This is a genomic window from Cupriavidus sp. BIC8F (genome assembly GCF_032465815.1).
Classification (GTDB): Bacteria; Pseudomonadota; Gammaproteobacteria; order Burkholderiales; family Burkholderiaceae; genus Cupriavidus; species Cupriavidus necator.
In genome coordinates, this window is sequence record NZ_CP136094.1 from 62,097 (window position 1) to 76,523 (window position 14,427).

Annotated in this window: 14 protein-coding genes; 9 read left to right on the plus strand and 5 right to left on the minus strand. The window is 68.3% G+C overall.

Features of this window, described 5'->3' with window-relative positions:
- The first annotated feature begins 30 nt into the window (after positions 1-30).
- From RS901_RS00300 to RS901_RS00330, 7 genes are read left to right on the plus strand one after another with little or no spacing between them, the layout of a single operon-like run.
- Positions 31-744 carry an alanyl-tRNA editing protein gene (locus tag RS901_RS00300; RefSeq protein ID WP_316150820.1) on the plus strand — a complete coding sequence of 238 codons (714 nt, stop codon included), beginning with the start codon at positions 31-33 and terminating at the stop codon, positions 742-744.
- On the plus strand, positions 744-1,382 hold the full coding sequence (locus RS901_RS00305; protein ID WP_316150821.1) for a LysE family translocator: 639 nt from the start codon (positions 744-746) through the stop codon (positions 1,380-1,382). Before RS901_RS00300 ends, RS901_RS00305 begins: the two co-directional genes overlap by 1 nt.
- A gap of 46 nt (positions 1,383-1,428) precedes the next feature.
- Complete coding sequence (locus RS901_RS00310; protein WP_316153611.1) at positions 1,429-2,406, plus strand: DMT family transporter; 978 nt, start codon at positions 1,429-1,431, stop codon at positions 2,404-2,406.
- Positions 2,407-2,417: 11 nt separating this feature from the next.
- On the plus strand, positions 2,418-2,888 hold the full coding sequence (locus RS901_RS00315) for a RidA family protein (protein WP_013957456.1): 471 nt from the start codon (positions 2,418-2,420) through the stop codon (positions 2,886-2,888).
- A 7-nt stretch (positions 2,889-2,895) separates the two neighbouring features.
- The gene (locus tag RS901_RS00320; RefSeq protein ID WP_010813560.1) at positions 2,896-3,225 is read left to right on the plus strand and encodes a DHCW motif cupin fold protein; all 330 of its coding nucleotides are present in this window, start codon (positions 2,896-2,898) and stop codon (positions 3,223-3,225) included.
- A gap of 51 nt (positions 3,226-3,276) precedes the next feature.
- Positions 3,277-4,467 (plus strand): PLP-dependent aminotransferase family protein, encoded by a 1,191-nt coding sequence (locus RS901_RS00325; protein WP_013957457.1) that lies wholly within the window; start codon positions 3,277-3,279, stop codon positions 4,465-4,467.
- 31 nt (positions 4,468-4,498) lie between these two features.
- Positions 4,499-5,143: a glutathione S-transferase family protein gene (locus RS901_RS00330; RefSeq protein ID WP_316150824.1), complete on the plus strand. Its 645-nt coding sequence runs from the start codon at positions 4,499-4,501 to the stop codon at positions 5,141-5,143.
- Between the two features lie 34 nt (positions 5,144-5,177).
- Here the strand turns inward: RS901_RS00330 and RS901_RS00335 are convergent, their stop codons facing one another.
- Positions 5,178-5,831, minus strand: a complete 654-nt coding sequence (locus RS901_RS00335; protein ID WP_316150825.1) for a LysE family translocator — start codon at positions 5,829-5,831, stop codon at positions 5,178-5,180.
- 411 nt (positions 5,832-6,242) lie between these two features.
- Here RS901_RS00335 and RS901_RS00340 point away from each other — a divergent pair, with 411 nt between their 5' ends.
- Both RS901_RS00340 and RS901_RS00345 read left to right on the plus strand, forming a co-directional pair.
- Positions 6,243-7,925 (plus strand): L-lactate permease, encoded by a 1,683-nt coding sequence (locus tag RS901_RS00340; RefSeq protein ID WP_316150826.1) that lies wholly within the window; start codon positions 6,243-6,245, stop codon positions 7,923-7,925.
- A 161-nt stretch (positions 7,926-8,086) separates the two neighbouring features.
- The gene (locus RS901_RS00345) at positions 8,087-9,916 is read left to right on the plus strand and encodes an ABC transporter ATP-binding protein (protein WP_316150827.1); all 1,830 of its coding nucleotides are present in this window, start codon (positions 8,087-8,089) and stop codon (positions 9,914-9,916) included.
- Positions 9,917-9,929: 13 nt separating this feature from the next.
- Here the strand turns inward: RS901_RS00345 and RS901_RS00350 are convergent, their stop codons facing one another.
- The 4 genes from RS901_RS00350 to RS901_RS00365 form a co-directional block, all read right to left on the minus strand.
- Positions 9,930-10,460: a chromate transporter gene (locus tag RS901_RS00350; protein ID WP_316150828.1), complete on the minus strand. Its 531-nt coding sequence runs from the start codon at positions 10,458-10,460 to the stop codon at positions 9,930-9,932.
- Entirely contained in the window at positions 10,457-11,029 is a 573-nt protein-coding gene (locus tag RS901_RS00355) for a chromate transporter (RefSeq protein WP_316150829.1), read from the minus strand. Before RS901_RS00355 ends, RS901_RS00350 begins: the two co-directional genes overlap by 4 nt.
- Positions 11,030-11,169: 140 nt before the next feature.
- Positions 11,170-13,509 (minus strand): DNA topoisomerase IV subunit A, encoded by a 2,340-nt coding sequence (parC, locus tag RS901_RS00360; protein ID WP_316150830.1) that lies wholly within the window; start codon positions 13,507-13,509, stop codon positions 11,170-11,172.
- Between the two features lie 72 nt (positions 13,510-13,581).
- Positions 13,582-14,379: a lytic transglycosylase domain-containing protein gene (locus RS901_RS00365; protein WP_316150831.1), complete on the minus strand. Its 798-nt coding sequence runs from the start codon at positions 14,377-14,379 to the stop codon at positions 13,582-13,584.
- Positions 14,380-14,427 lie beyond the last annotated feature (48 nt).

A 14,427-nucleotide genomic window follows, 5' to 3' on the forward strand; every position in this document is an offset into this window, starting at 1 on the left:
ACCCAGAACAAGCCCACCAGGAGACCCCCGATGTCCGCCACCCGCAAGCGCTTCGACGAAGACCCCTACCTCGACCACTGCACCGCCACCGTGGTGGCGGCCGGCGCCGAAGGGGTCGAACTCGACGAAACAGTGTGCTACGCGCGCAGCGGCGGCCAGGCCGGCGACACCGCCATGCTGGTGCTGGCCGACGGGCGCACGGTGGCCATCGCCGACACTGTCTACGCCGACGACCGCAGCCGCATCCTGCATGTGCCCGCACCGGATGCGCCGCTGCCGCGCGTGGGCGAGCGCGTCACCGTGACCATCGACTGGGCGCGCCGCCACAAGCTGATGCGGCTGCATACCTGCCTGCACCTGCTGGGCTCGCTGATCCCGGTGCCGGTGACCGGCTGCGGCATCTCGCCGGAGTCGGCGCGGGTCGACTTCGACCTGCCGGAATCGACCCTGGACAAGGCCGACCTGACCGAGCGCCTGAACGCGCTGATCCACGCCAACACCGCGGTGCGCACCACGCTGATCACGCCGCAGGAACTGGCCGCCCAGCCCGAGCTGGTGCGCACCATCGGCGCCGCGCCGCCGGCGGGCACGGCCAGCATCCGCATCATCGAGATCCCCGGCGTGGACCGCCAGCCCTGCGGCGGCACGCACGTGGCCAACACCAGCGAGATCGGCGCGGTGGTGGTGACCAAGATCGAGAAGAAAAGCCGCACCAACCGGCGCGTGGTGGTCGCGTTCGCGTGATGGCGTCCGGCTTGCTCACCGGCCTGACGGCCGCGCAGTTCCTGGCCCTGCTGACCCTGCTCACGGTGGGCCTGTTCACGCCCGGTCCCAACACCACCATCGCCGCGGTCACCGGCGCCAACTTCGGGCTGCGCGCCACGCTGCCGCACTGCGTGGGCGTGGCCTTCGGCTTTGCCAGCATCCTGGCGCTGTGCGCGCTGGGCGTGGGCGCGCTGATTCTGGGCCAGCCCGCGCTGGCCGCCAGCGTGCATCTGGCCGGCGTGGCCTACCTGCTGTGGCTGGCGTGGAGGATCGCGCGCAGCACGGTGCTGGCGCAGAAGCAGGTGCTGCGCCCGCTGAGCGTGTGGCAGTCGGCGGTGCTGCAGTACGCCAACATCAAGGCGTGGATGCTGGCGCTGGCGGTCGCGGCCTCTTACATGACGGGCGCGCCCTCGCCGGTGCAGCGCGTGCTGCTGGTGTGCGGCGTGTTCGCCGTGCTGGGCTTTGTCAGCAATGGCGTGTACGGCGTGCTTGGCGCATCGCTGCGGCAATGGCTGCAGCAAGGCCAGCGCGTGCGCTGGTTCAACCGCGCCATGGGCGCGGCGCTGGCGCTGACCGCGCTGTGGATTGCGGTCAGCGCCAGCCCGGGCGTGCACTGACCCCCGGCAATCCGATTCCGAGCCAATGACAACCAAGACCCTGACCATGCCCGCCAACCGCCCCGCTTCACCGCCACTGACGTCTGCCCCACCGGCCTCCGGCGGCATGCTGCTCGGCTTTGTCGGCGTGGCGATCTTCAGCCAGACGCTGCCGTTCACGCGCATGGCGGTGGCCGAGCTGGACCCGATCTTTGTCGCAATGGGGCGCGCCGTGCTGGCCGCGCTGCTGGCGCTGGGGCTGCTGGCCTGGCGCGGCGCGCTGTCCGCCAGCCGCCGCCCGCGCGGCGGCCAGTGGCCGCGGCTGGCCGTGACCGCGCTGGGCGTGGTGGCGGGTTTCCCGCTGTTTTCTTCGCTGGCGATGCGCGAGGTGCCGGCCAGCCACGGCGCCATCGTGACCGGCCTGCTGCCGCTGGCGACCGCGGTATTCGCCGCCTGGTTCGGGCGTGAGCGGCCGTCGCCGGCGTTCTGGCTGTCGGCATTGGCCGGCAGCGCGCTGGTGGTGGGCTTTGCCGTCTGGCAGGGTGCCGGCGGCCTGCAGCATGCGGACTGGTACCTGTTCGCCGCCGTGGTGCTGGGCGCGCTGGGCTATGCCGAGGGCGGCAAGCTGTCGCGCGAACTGGGCGGGCTGGAGACCATCAGCTGGGCGCTGGTGGTGTCGCTGCCGGTGCTGGTGCCGGTGGTGGCCTGGCTGACCCTGCGCGACCTGCCGGCGATTGCCGTGGCGTCACCGCGCGCCTGGGGCGGCATGGCCTATGTGTCGGTGTTCTCGATGTTTGTCGGCTTCCTTTTCTGGTACGCCGGCCTCGCAAAAGGCGGCGTGGCGCGCGTCGGCCAGATACAATTGCTGCAGCCGTTCCTGACGCTGGCGGGCGGCGCGCTGATCCTGGCCGAGCCGCTTGACGCCCCCACCATCGCCTTCGCGGTGGCGGTGATCGCCGTCGTGGCCCTCGGCCGCCGCGCCGCCGTGCAGCAAAGCGCACCTGCCGCGGAAACGCCACCGATCCTCCCTGGACGCACTCACTGACTGGAGCCTACATGTCCCAAACCTCGGTCTACGACACCCTTGCCCGCCTCGGCATCGAACTGCCGGCCGTCAACGCCCCCGCCGCCGCCTATGTGATGGCCGCGCAAACCGGCAACACCGTGTTCCTGTCCGGCCATATCGCCCGCAAGGACGGCAAGGTATGGACCGGCAAGCTGGGCAAGGACATCGATACCGAGTCCGGCAAGGCCGCCGCGCGCGCGATCGCCATCGACCTGCTGGCCACGCTGCACGCGCATGTGGGCGACCTGAACCGCGTCACCCGCATCGTCAAGGTAATGAGCCTGGTCAATTCGACCCCCGAATTCACCGAGCAGCACCTGGTCACCAACGGCGCCTCGGAGCTGCTGGCCGAAGTGTTCGGCGACAAGGGCAAGCATGCGCGCAGCGCCTTTGGCGTGGCGCAAGTCCCGCTGGGCGCCTGCGTCGAGATCGAGATGATCGCCGAAGTCAAGGCGGCCTGAGGTCCGCATGCGCATCGACAACCTGCCCTTCGGCACCACCGACTGGTCGGCCATCGCACCGACCCGCCACCCCGGCGAGCAGGGCGAGGCCACCTGGCGCACGCGCCAGTTCGGCGACATCCGCGTGCGCATGGTCGAATATTCGCCGGGCTACCTGGCCGACCACTGGTGCAGCAAGGGCCATATCCTGTTCGTGCTGGACGGCGAGCTCCATACCGAGCTGGAAGACGGCCGGCAGTTCGTGCTCGGCGCGGGCACCAGCTACCAGGTAGCCGACCAGGCGGAAGCGCACCGTTCGTCCTCGCCGAAGGGCGCACGACTATTTATCGTTGACTGAGCGGCAGGCGTGCCGCTCAGCCCAGAATCCCCAGACCACAAGAGACACATCATGAAATGGGCCATCTCCCGCCGGGCGCAGCAACTGACCAGCTCGGCCATTCGCGAAATCCTGAAGGTCACCGAGCGTCCGGAAGTCATTTCGTTCGCCGGCGGCCTGCCGTCGCCGGCCTCGTTCCCGGTAGCGGCCATGGAGGCAGCGACGGCCCGTGTATTCGCCGACAACCCGCAGGCGGCGCTGCAATACGCCGCGACCGAAGGCTACCTGCCGCTGCGCGAATTCGTCGCCAGGCGCCATGGCGCGCCGGTCGAGCGCGTGCTGATCACCACCGGCTCGCAGCAGGCACTGGACCTGATCGCCAAGGTGATGATCGACCCGGGCAGCAAGGTGCTGGTGGAAACCCCAAGCTACCTCGGCGCACTGCAGGCGTTCTCGCTGTTCGAACCTGAATTCGTCTCGATCCCCAGCGACGACAAGGGCCTCCTGCCCGAGGCGCTGACGCCCGAGCTGACCGCCGGCGCGCGCTTCCTGTACGCCCTGCCCAACTTCCAGAACCCGACCGGGCGCCGCCTGCCGCTGGAGCGCCGCGAGGCGCTGGTGGCCCGCGCAAAGGAACAGGGCGTGCTGCTGGTCGAGGACGATCCCTATGGCGCGCTCAGCTACACCGGCGACCAGCTGCCCAGCCTGCTGTCGATGAACCCGGACGGCGTCATCTACATGGGCTCGTTCTCGAAGATCCTGGCCCCCGGCATGCGACTGGGCTATGTGATCGCCCCGCCCGAGCTGCACTTCAAGCTGTGCCAGGCCAAGCAGGCGTCTGACCTGCACACGCCGACCTTCACCCAGCGCGTGGCCTACGAGACCATCCGCGACGGCCTGCTCGACACGCATATCCCGACCATCCGCGAGCTCTACGGCAAACAGTGCCAGTACATGCTGGACGCGCTCAAGCGCCATATGCCCGAGGGCGTGACCTGGAACGCGCCCGAAGGCGGCATGTTCATCTGGATGGAGCTGCCCGAGGGCCTGGACAGCATGGTGATCCTGGAAGAAGCCGTGAAGCGCAACGTGGCCTATGTGCCGGGCGCGCCGTTCTACGCCAGCAACCCGAAGCGCAACGCGCTGCGCCTGGCCTTTGTCACGGTGTCGGCCGAGCGCATCGAGCAGGGCGTGGCGATCCTTGGCGAGCTGTTCCGCGAAGCCATCGCCGCGGCCGCCGCCAAGCAACCGCGCGCGGCCTGAAGCCCGGGCGCGCATCACCACTGGAGCCGACATGTTGCGTATCTGGGGCCGACTCTCCTCCATCAACGTGCAGAAAGTGGTCTGGTGCGCGCGCGAGCTGCACCTGGACCATGAGCGCCTGGATATCGGCGTGACCAAGGGCGACCTCGACACCGAGGCCTATGTGCGCCTGAACCCGAACCGCCAGATCCCCGTGATCGAGGATTTCCGCGGCACCGATGTCGGCGGCGAGCCCTTCGTGCTGTGGGAATCCAATGCGATCGTGCGGTACCTGTGCGCTCGCTACGGCGAAGGCACGCTGTGGCCCGAGGACGTCAAGGCACGCGCCTCGGCCGACCGCTGGATGGACTGGCAGACCACCGCCTTCAGCCCGGCCATGGTGACCGCGTTCCTGAACCTGGTGCGCAAGCCAAAAGCGGAGCGCGACGAGGCCGCCATCAAGGCATCGTGCGAGCGCACCGAGCCGCTGGCCGCTCTGCTGGACAAGGCGCTGGCCGGGCGCGAGTTCATCGGCGGCGACCGCTTCACCATGGCCGACATCTCGCTGGCCTGTGCCGCGCACCGCTGGATGGGGCTGCCGCTCAAGCACCAGCCGCGCCCCGACCTGGAGCGCTGGTTGAGCGCGATGCGCGCCCGCCCCGCCGCGGACGGCATCCTGGAACTGCCGCTGCGCTGAGCCGCGGCAGTTTTTTCTTTCCTGCGGTCCGGCCTTACTTCACGGCGCGCGAGCCCGATGCCGCGGTAAATACCCCCAGCCCGATAAACGCCGCGCCGGTCAGGTAGCGGCCGAACGCGCGCGCCCTGCCGGCGCGGCGCAGTGCCGGCATCACCGCGGCGGCGGCCATCACGTAGCAGGCATCGGTGGTCGCGGCAATCAGCACGAAGGCCACGCCCAGCGCCAGGCTCTGCGTCAGCGCCGAGCCCGCCGGGTTCATGAACTGCGGCAGGAAGGCGGCAAAGAAGATCGCGGTCTTGGGGTTGAGCAACGCCACCACGAAGCCGTCCCGCACCACCTGGCGCGGGCTGCGTGGCGCCACTTCCGCCGTGCCGCCGTCAGCCGCCGCGCCGCCGCCACGCAATGCGCGGATGCCCAGCCAGATCAGGTAGGCCGCCCCCGCGTACTTGACCACCGAAAACGCCAGCGCCGACACCGAGAACAGCACCGCCAGCCCCAGCGAGGCGCCGATCGCGTTGCCCAGGTTGCCCAGCGCCACCGCGCCGATCGATGCCAGCCCCGCCCGCCGGCCCTGCGCCAGCGTGCGCGTGACGATATAGACCACGGCCGGGCCGGGCGTGATGGCCAGCGCCAGGCTGGCCAGCACGAATGCGGTCAGTAAAGGCCAGGGGGGAAGGAATTCGGTCATGGGCAGCCTCATTCAATGGTTGGATGCGGGCAGCGCGCCCACGGCATGACGCCCGCCAGTATGCGCCGACCGCCGGCGCTTGCGCCAGTGCCGGCATGGCTGCCGGGCCAGTCATGCCGGCCGGTGGCAGGCACGCAGACTTTTGCAACAGGCGCCGTTTAGAGTACTCTGGCCGGTGTGCCTGGAAGGCACCACGTGCGCCGCAATGCCCCCCAGGGAAACCCTGATCCCTGAATGTGGCTCATGCCAGGCATGACGCAATGTACGGCAGCGAACACGGAACCCGTTCCTACAATCGCTGGTTCTTTCCCGCGCGCGGCGGATGCCGCTCGCCGGTGCAAAGCGCATGCACGGCGCCGAGGGCACGCAGATCGTCCCGGCGCCCGAGCCAACCTGAGGAGGACATCGATCGTGTGGAGTCAAGTCTATGACCCGCTAGGCAATATGGCGCTGTCGACCATTGCCGCGGGCGTTCCCGTCGCCGTGCTGCTGGCAGCGCTGGCGTTCTTTCATATGCAGGCCCACCTGGCGGCGGGGCTGGCGTTGCTGATCGGCATCGTGGTCGCCTCCACGGTGTTCGGCATGCCGGCGGCGATGGCCGGCAAGGCGGCGGGGCTGGGCATCGTGTCCGGGCTGTTCCCGATCGGCTGGATCGTGCTGAACATCATCTTCCTGCACCGGCTGACAACCCTTAATGGGTCATTCAAGGTCTTGCAGAACTCGATCTCCGGCATCACCGAGGACCGCCGCCTGCAACTGCTGCTGGTGGCGTTCAGCTTCGGCGCCTTCTTCGAGGGCGCGGCCGGCTTCGGCACGCCGGTGGCCGTGACCGGCGCCATCCTGATCGGCCTGGGCTTCTCGCCGCTGGCCGCCTCGGGCCTGGCGCTGATCGCCAACACCGCGCCGGTGGCCTATGGCGCGCTGGGCGCCCCGATCATCGGCCTGGCGTCGGTGACCGGGCTGGACCTGCTCGACCTGTCGGCCATGATCGGCCGCCAGCTGCCGTTCTTCTCGGTGATCGTGCCTTTCTGGCTGATCTGGGCCTTTGCCGGCTTCCGCGGCATGCTGGCGATCTGGCCGGCGATCCTGGTGGCGGGCGTGGGCTTTGCGATCCCGCAGTTCCTGGTGTCGAACTTCCATGGCCCGTGGCTGGTGGACGTGATCGCCGCGCTGGTGTCGATGGGCTCGCTGACGCTGTTCCTGAAGGTCTGGCATCCGAAGGAGATCTGGACCTCGACCAGGATCCTGGGCCGCCACGACGATTCCAAGGTCGACCATCCCGAAGCGCTCGAAGCCGATGCGCGCGCCAGCGCCGCCTCGGTCGGCATCTCGGTGGCCAAGGCCTGGATGCCGTGGGTGATCCTGACGGTGTTCGTCTTCGTCTGGGGCGTGCCCGAGTTCAAGAAACTGATGGACAGCCTGTGGGTGTGGAAATTCCCGATCCCGGGGCTGGACAAGGCCGTCGTCAAGGTGCCGCCGGTCGTGCCCAAGGACGTCATCGAAGGCGCGGTCTTCAACTTCAACGTGCTGTCGATGGCCGGCACCGGCATCTTTGTCTCGGCAATCGCCGGCGGCCTGCTGATGGGCTACTCGGTGCCGCGCCTGTTCAAGGAATACTGGGAAACCATCAAGCTGGTGCGCTACTCGCTCCTGACCATCTGCGCGATGTTCGGCGTCGGCTACCTGACCCGCTACTCGGGCCTGGATGCCACGCTGGGCCTGGCCTTCGCCCACACCGGCGTGCTCTATCCGCTGTTCGGCACCATGCTGGGCTGGCTGGGCGTGGCGCTGACCGGTTCGGACACGGCCTCGAACGTACTGTTCGGCGGCCTGCAGAAGACCACGGCGGAGCAGCTGGGCCTGTCGCCGGTGCTGATGGCCTCGGCCAACAGCTCGGGTGGCGTGATGGGCAAGATGATCGATGCGCAGTCCATCGTGGTGGCCTCGACCGCCACCAAGTGGTACGGCCACGAGGGCGACATCCTGCGCTATGTGTTCTTCCACTCGATCGTCCTGGCGATCCTGGTGGGCCTGTTCGTGACCCTGCAGGCTTATGTGCCGCCGTTCACGCATATGGTGATCCATCACCCCTGACCATTCAGCAGTTTCCGCACTGCGGTTCAGACAAGGCCCCGCCCCTGGCGGGGCTTTTCCATTGTGCAAGGCGCGTATCATGTTGTGTCTGATCCGCCGCACGCGCGCCCCCACATCCCACGAAGACGCCGGGGCGCGCCGGGCACAACGGGAACCCTGCCATGTTGCGTCGCCTGGAAAGACTGATCGACCCCTTCCGGGGCATGCCCGACCACGAGCCGCCCGGCCAGGTCTGGCGCTTCTATGCCTGGTACCTGCGCGAAGTCTGGGGCGTGTTCGCGCTGCTGTTGCTGGTGGGCCTGGTCGGCGCGCTGATCGAGGTGGCACTGTTCAGCTTCCTCGGCCGTCTGGTCGACATGGCCCAGACCACGCCCGGCGCGGAGTTCTTCAGCCGGCATCGCAATGAACTGCTGTGGATGGCGGCGGTGGCGCTGCTGCTGCGCCCGATCTTCTTCGGCCTGCACGACGTGCTGGTGCACCAGGTCATCAACCCCGGCCTGGCCAACCTGATCCGCTGGCAGAACCACCGCTACGTGCTCAAGCAGAGCCTGTCGTTCTTCCAGAACGACTTTGCCGGGCGCATCGCGCAGCGCATCATGCAGACCGGCTTCTCGCTGCGCGACTCGGCCGTGCAGGCGGTGGACGCGATCTGGCACGTGGTTATCTATGCGGTCAGCGCGCTGGTGCTGTTCGCGCAGGCCGACTGGCGGCTGATGATCCCGCTGCTGCTGTGGATCGTCTGCTACGTGGCTGCCCTGCTCCATTTCGTGCCGCGCGTGAAGCAGCGCTCGGTGGTGGCCACGGAATCGCGCTCCCGCCTGATGGGGCGCATCGTCGACGGCTACACCAATATCACCACGCTCAAGCTGTTCGCCCATACCCGGCACGAGGAAGACTATGCGCGCGACGCCATGGCCGACCAGACCGACAAGGTGCGCCTGGCCGGACGCATGATCAGCGGCATGGACATCACCATCACCGCCATGAACGGCGCGCTGATCGCCGGCACCACCGGGCTGGCGCTGTGGCTGTGGAGCGAGGGCCATGTCACCACCGGCGCGATTGCACTCACCACCGGGCTGGTGATCCGCATCAACAATATGTCGGGCTGGATCATGTGGGTGGTCAACGGCATCTTCGAGAACGTCGGACAGGTGCAGGACGGCATGAAGACGATTGCCGTGCCGCGCGTGGTCACCGACCGCGCCGACGCACAGCCGTTGCGCGTCACCCATGGCGAGGTCCGCTTCGAGCAGGTGGGATTCCACTACGGCAAGGGCTCCGGCGTCATCGAAGGCGTGGACCTGACGGTGCGCCCTGGCGAGAAGATCGGGCTGGTCGGTCCCTCCGGCGCCGGCAAGTCGACGCTGGTCAACCTGCTGCTGCGTCTCTACGACGTCGAGCGCGGCCGCATCCTGATCGACGGCCAGGACATCGCCGCGGTCACGCAGGAAAGCCTGCGCGCACAGATCGGCATGGTCACGCAGGACACCTCGCTGCTGCACCGGTCGATCCGCGACAACCTGCGCTACGGCAAGCCCGCCAGCACCGAGGCTGAACTGGCCGAAGCCCTGCACCGCGCCCGCGCCGACGAATTCACCCCGCACCTGGTCGACGCCCACGGCAATACCGGGCTGGAGGCGCAGGTTGGCGAGCGCGGCGTGAAATTGTCAGGCGGCCAGCGCCAGCGCATTGCCATCGCGCGCGTGCTGCTCAAGAATGCGCCGATCCTGATCCTGGACGAAGCCACCTCGGCCCTGGATTCGGAAGTGGAAGCGGCAATCCAGGAAAGCCTGGAAACGCTGATGCAGGGCAAGACGGTGATCGCCATCGCGCACCGGCTGTCGACGATCGCGCGCATGGACCGGCTGGTGGTGCTGGACAACGGGCATATCGTCGAGAGTGGCACGCATGCGCAATTGCAGGCGCATGGCGGGCTGTATGCGCGGCTGTGGGCGCACCAGACCGGCGGCTTCGTCGGCGTCGACTGACCGGACGGCGGGGCTAGACCAGCCCCAGCAGACCGGCCGCGCCGCCGAGCGCAACCAGCACCAGCGGATGCACCCGCGTCTTCAGCATCAGCAGCACCGTGGCGGCGGTGACCACCATCGCCGCCCAGTGCAGGTCGACGCTGCGCGCCAGCACCCAGCCCGACGCGAACATCAGGCCGATGGTCAGCGCCGCCAGCCCGCGCCGGATCAGCCCCGGCCAGCGTGCGTGCGGCGAGCGCCCGGAGAAATACTCGAAACACAAGGCGATCAGGCTCGACGGCCCGCAGATGCCGAGCATGGATATCATCGCCCCGGCCAGCCCCGCCACCTGCCAGCCGAACAGCGATACAAACAGGATGTTCGGCCCCGGCGCCGCCTGCGAGATCGCGTACATCGCCGAGAACTGCGCATCGGTCAGCCAGCCATTGGCCTCCACCAGATAGCGGTGCATGTCGGGCAGCGTGGTGCTGGCGCCACCGATCGCCAGCAGCGACAGCACGCCGAAATGGGCCAGCAGGCTGCCCAGGATTTCGCCCGGACTCATGCCTGCGCGCCCTTGCCGACGCACCACTCCCACACCAGCGCCAGTGGCACCAGCACGGCCATCACCGGCACCAGTGGCCAGCGCAGCAGGCCGATGGTGACAAAAGCGCCGGCGCCGATCAGCACGTTGCGCACGGTCATCGACAGGCTCTGCGCCAGCCGGAAGCCGGTGGCCAGCATCAGTCCGGCCGACACCGCCGTCATGCCGGTCAGCATGCGCCGCACCGCGGCGACGTCCTGGTAGTGCTGGTACAGCAGCATCAAACCCATCACCACCCCCATCGGCACCATCACCAGCCCGCCGAACGCGGCCAGCGCGCCGCGCCAGCCGGCAAAGCGCAGGCCCAGCATCAGCGCGAGGTTGATCACGTTGGGTCCGGGCAGCACCTGTCCCAGGCTGAGCAGCTCGACGAAGTCGCGGTCGTCCAGCCAGCGGTTGCGGTCGACCACCGCGCGCCGCACGAAGGGCAGCACGCCGCCGAAGCCGGACAGGCCCATGCGGGCAAATTCGATGAAAAGTTTGCGCGGACCGGGCGCGGGGGCGAGATCGGAAAGCGGGGGGACGGACATGCGGGACGAAGCGAGCGCTGTTTGATTCTTGTTATTTCGGACCGGCTACATTCCCTTATGCCGGGAATTGCAGGCGCAGCACCTGCCAACGGTTTGCTCCCTCTCCCGCAAGCGGGACAGGGAGCAAACCAACAGCGAACTCAGTTGCCGGCCGGCGGCTCCACGCGTACCGGATCGATGCGCGGCTCCTTGAGCCTGGCCTCGATCGCCTTGCCCTTGCGCGCGCGCTTGCCAACGTAGGCCTGCAAGGCCACGCCTGCCAGCTTCTGCGAGGTCGGCTTGCCGCCGCGCCCCGCGCCCGAGAGCATCAGCCCCGGCGCGCCGGCGCCCACTGCCTGCAGCAGCTTCTCCTTGGGCTCCAGCTCCATCAGGATCACGCCGCGCCCGCCTGCGGACAGCACCTTCACTTCATCGAGCGCCACCAGCAGCAGGCGGCCGTTGCCGGACAGGCAGGCCGCATGAGTCGCCTCGTCGCCCAACGGCGCCGGCACCAGTGGCGTGTCGCCGTCATCGAGCGTCAGGAACGACTTGCCGCCCTTCTGCCGGCTGATCATGTCGCCCACCTTGGTCTGGAAGCCATTGCCGCCCGCGGTGGCAATCAGCATGCGCTGCTCGGCAGCACCCGCGAAGGTATGCGCGACCTGGCTGCCGGACTGCAGCTCGATCAGCGTGGTGATGGGCACCCCGTCGCCGCGCCCGCCAGGCAGGCTGGCGACCGGCACGGAATAGACCCGTCCGTTGGTGCCGAAGGCCAGCAGCACGTCGACGGTGCGGCATTCGAAGGTGCCGTAGAGCGCGTCGCCGGCCTTGAAGGTGAACTGCTGCGCATCGTGGCCATGGCCCTGGCGCGTGCGCACCCAGCCCTTCTGCGACATCACCACCGTCACCGGTTCGTCGACCACGCGCACTTCGGCCGCGGCACGGCGTTCTTCCTGGATCAGGGTGCGGCGCGGGTCCTTGTCTTCCGGGCTGTACTGCTTGGCGTCGGTCTCGATCTCCTTGATGATGCGGCGGCGCATCATGGTTTCGGACTTGAGCAGCACGTCCAGATCGGCCTGCTCCTCGCGCAGCTCCTTCAGTTCCTTCTCGATCCGGATCGCTTCCAGGCGCGCCAGCTGACGCAGCCGGATTTCCAGGATGTCCTCGGCCTGGCGGTCGCTCAGGCCGAAGGCCTCGATCAGCGCCGGCTTGGGCTCGTCGCTCTCGCGGATGATGCGGATCACCTCGTCGATATTGAGCAGCACCAGCATCCGGCCTTCGAGGATATGGATGCGGTCCTCGACCTTGCCCAGGCGGTGGCGCGTGCGGCGCGTGACGGTGTCGAAGCGGAACGCGATCCACTCCGACAGGATCTCGCGCAGGCCCTTCTGGCGCGGGCGCCCGTCGGTGCCGATCATGACCAGGTTGATCGGCGCGCCGGATTCCAGGCTGGTATGCGCCAGCAGCGTCTGGATGAACTCCTGCTGGCCAATGTTCTTGCTCTTGGGCTCGAACACCAGCCGCACCGGCGCGTCCTTGCCGGATTCATCGCGCACCGCGTCCAGCACCGCCAGCATGGTGGCCTTGAGCTGCTGCTGGTCCTGCGTCAGCGCCTTCTTGCCGGTCTTGATCTTGGGGTTGGTGATTTCCTCGATCTCTTCCAGCACCTTCTGCGCCGAGGTGCTCGGCGGCAGCTCGGTCACCACCAGCTGCCACTGGCCGCGCGCCATCTCCTCGATGGTCCAGCGCGCGCGCACCTTCAGGCTGCCGCGGCCGCCTTCGTAGATCTGGGCGATATCGGACGCCGGCGAGATGATCTGGCCGCCGCCCGGGTAGTCCGGCCCCGGCATCAGCGCCAGCAGCTCGGCCAGCGTGATATTGGGATTGCGGATCATCGCCACGGTGGCCGCGGCGACTTCACGCAGGTTGTGCGGCGGGATCTCGGTCGCCATGCCCACCGCGATGCCCGAGGCGCCGTTGAGCAGCACGAACGGCAACCGTGCCGGCAACAGCCTGGGCTCCTGCATCGAGCCATCGTAGTTGGGGGCGAAATCGACCGTGCCTTCGTCGATCTCATCGAGCAGCAGCCGCGAGATCGGCGTCAGGCGCGCTTCGGTGTAGCGCATCGCCGCCGCGCCGTCGCCATCGCGCGAACCGAAGTTGCCCTGGCCGTCGATCAGCGGGTAGCGCAGCGAGAAGTCCTGCGCCAGGCGCACCAGCGCGTCATAGGCGGACTGGTCGCCGTGCGGGTGGAACTTGCCCAGCACATCGCCGACCACGCGCGCGGACTTGACCGGCTTGGCGTCGGCGCGCAGGCCCATCTCGTGCATCGAGAACAGGATGCGCCGTTGCACCGGCTTCTGGCCGTCGGCCACCTCGGGCAGCGCGCGGCCCTTGACCACGCTGACGGCGTAGTCAAGGTAGGCGCGCTCGGCGTAGCGCGCCAGCGTCAGCGAATCGGCCGGCTCTTCAGGTTGAAACGTGATGTCTTGTTGTTCCATGGGTAGGCAAGAATTCGGCGCGCCACGTTGAACTGCCGGCGCGCCGGGTTGCTTGTTGTTCGGGTATGCCGGTCAGGGCATGGGGCGACGCCCGCCGATGACCATCTTCACGCGCGGGCTGTCCGCGCTGGCGCTGGCGCGCTTGAGCACCGCGCCCTGCCGCGGCTGGTACAGCCGGTAAAACTGCAGCACGGTGCTGACATACTGCTGGGTCTCCGGGTAAGGCGGAATGCGGTTGTTGTAGCGCTGCACCGCGCCCTCGCCGGCGTTATAGGCAGCCAGCACCAGCTCCAGGTTGTTCGGGAACAGCTGCATCAGCCAGCTCAGGTAGCGCACGCCCGCGGTGATATTGGTGCGTGGATCGGCCAGCTTCTGCTCGACGGTGCGGCGCGCATCGGCGCTCACGCCGAAGCGCGCGCCGGTGTCGGGGATCACCTGCATCAGGCCGATCGCGCCCTTTGGCGACACCGCGCCCGGGTTGAAACCCGACTCCACCGCCATCACCGCCTTGACCAGCGCCGGGTCGACGTCCTGCTTGTCGGCGATCTGGTGGATCAGCGGCTCGACGGTCTTGATATTGGGATGGTTGACGACGTAGCGGTACAGCTTGTGCTGCTCCAGGTCGATGTCCGCGCCAGCGGCCGCCTGCGACTGCCGCGCCGCCAGGCGCCCGGTATCCAGCTTGCCGCCGTCCCTCATGAACAGCTTGTAGCGCGCATCGAGCTTCTGGTCGGCAAAGTGCGCCACGCCGTCGTCATCGATAAAGCCCCACAGCTCGGCATGCGCCGCCGGCACGAAGGCGAGCCCGGCCAGCGCCACGACGGCTGCCGCCGCCTTGCGCCATGGTTTGCCGGGAGTTCTCGTCGTCATCGTGCGTTCCAGATTACTGTCCGTTGGCGGCCGTCGGGAATGACGGCC

Excerpts from the sequence above, each read along its gene's own strand:
- RS901_RS00300 (WP_316150820.1), top strand. The coding sequence starts at position 31 with ATGTCCGCCACCCGCAAGCGCTTCGACGAAGACCCCTACCTCGACCAC.
- RS901_RS00305 (WP_316150821.1), top strand. The coding sequence starts at position 744 with ATGGCGTCCGGCTTGCTCACCGGCCTGACGGCCGCGCAGTTCCTGGCC.
- RS901_RS00310 (WP_316153611.1), top strand. The coding sequence starts at position 1,429 with ATGCCCGCCAACCGCCCCGCTTCACCGCCACTGACGTCTGCCCCACCG.
- RS901_RS00315 (WP_013957456.1), top strand. The coding sequence starts at position 2,418 with ATGTCCCAAACCTCGGTCTACGACACCCTTGCCCGCCTCGGCATCGAA.
- RS901_RS00320 (WP_010813560.1), top strand. The coding sequence starts at position 2,896 with ATGCGCATCGACAACCTGCCCTTCGGCACCACCGACTGGTCGGCCATC.
- RS901_RS00325 (WP_013957457.1), top strand. The coding sequence starts at position 3,277 with ATGAAATGGGCCATCTCCCGCCGGGCGCAGCAACTGACCAGCTCGGCC.
- RS901_RS00330 (WP_316150824.1), top strand. The coding sequence starts at position 4,499 with ATGTTGCGTATCTGGGGCCGACTCTCCTCCATCAACGTGCAGAAAGTG.
- RS901_RS00335 (WP_316150825.1), bottom strand. The coding sequence starts at position 5,831 with ATGACCGAATTCCTTCCCCCCTGGCCTTTACTGACCGCATTCGTGCTG.
- RS901_RS00345 (WP_316150827.1), top strand. The coding sequence starts at position 8,087 with ATGTTGCGTCGCCTGGAAAGACTGATCGACCCCTTCCGGGGCATGCCC.
- RS901_RS00350 (WP_316150828.1), bottom strand. The coding sequence starts at position 10,460 with ATGAGTCCGGGCGAAATCCTGGGCAGCCTGCTGGCCCATTTCGGCGTG.
- RS901_RS00355 (WP_316150829.1), bottom strand. The coding sequence starts at position 11,029 with ATGTCCGTCCCCCCGCTTTCCGATCTCGCCCCCGCGCCCGGTCCGCGC.
- parC (WP_316150830.1), bottom strand. The coding sequence starts at position 13,509 with ATGGAACAACAAGACATCACGTTTCAACCTGAAGAGCCGGCCGATTCG.
- RS901_RS00365 (WP_316150831.1), bottom strand. The coding sequence starts at position 14,379 with ATGACGACGAGAACTCCCGGCAAACCATGGCGCAAGGCGGCGGCAGCC.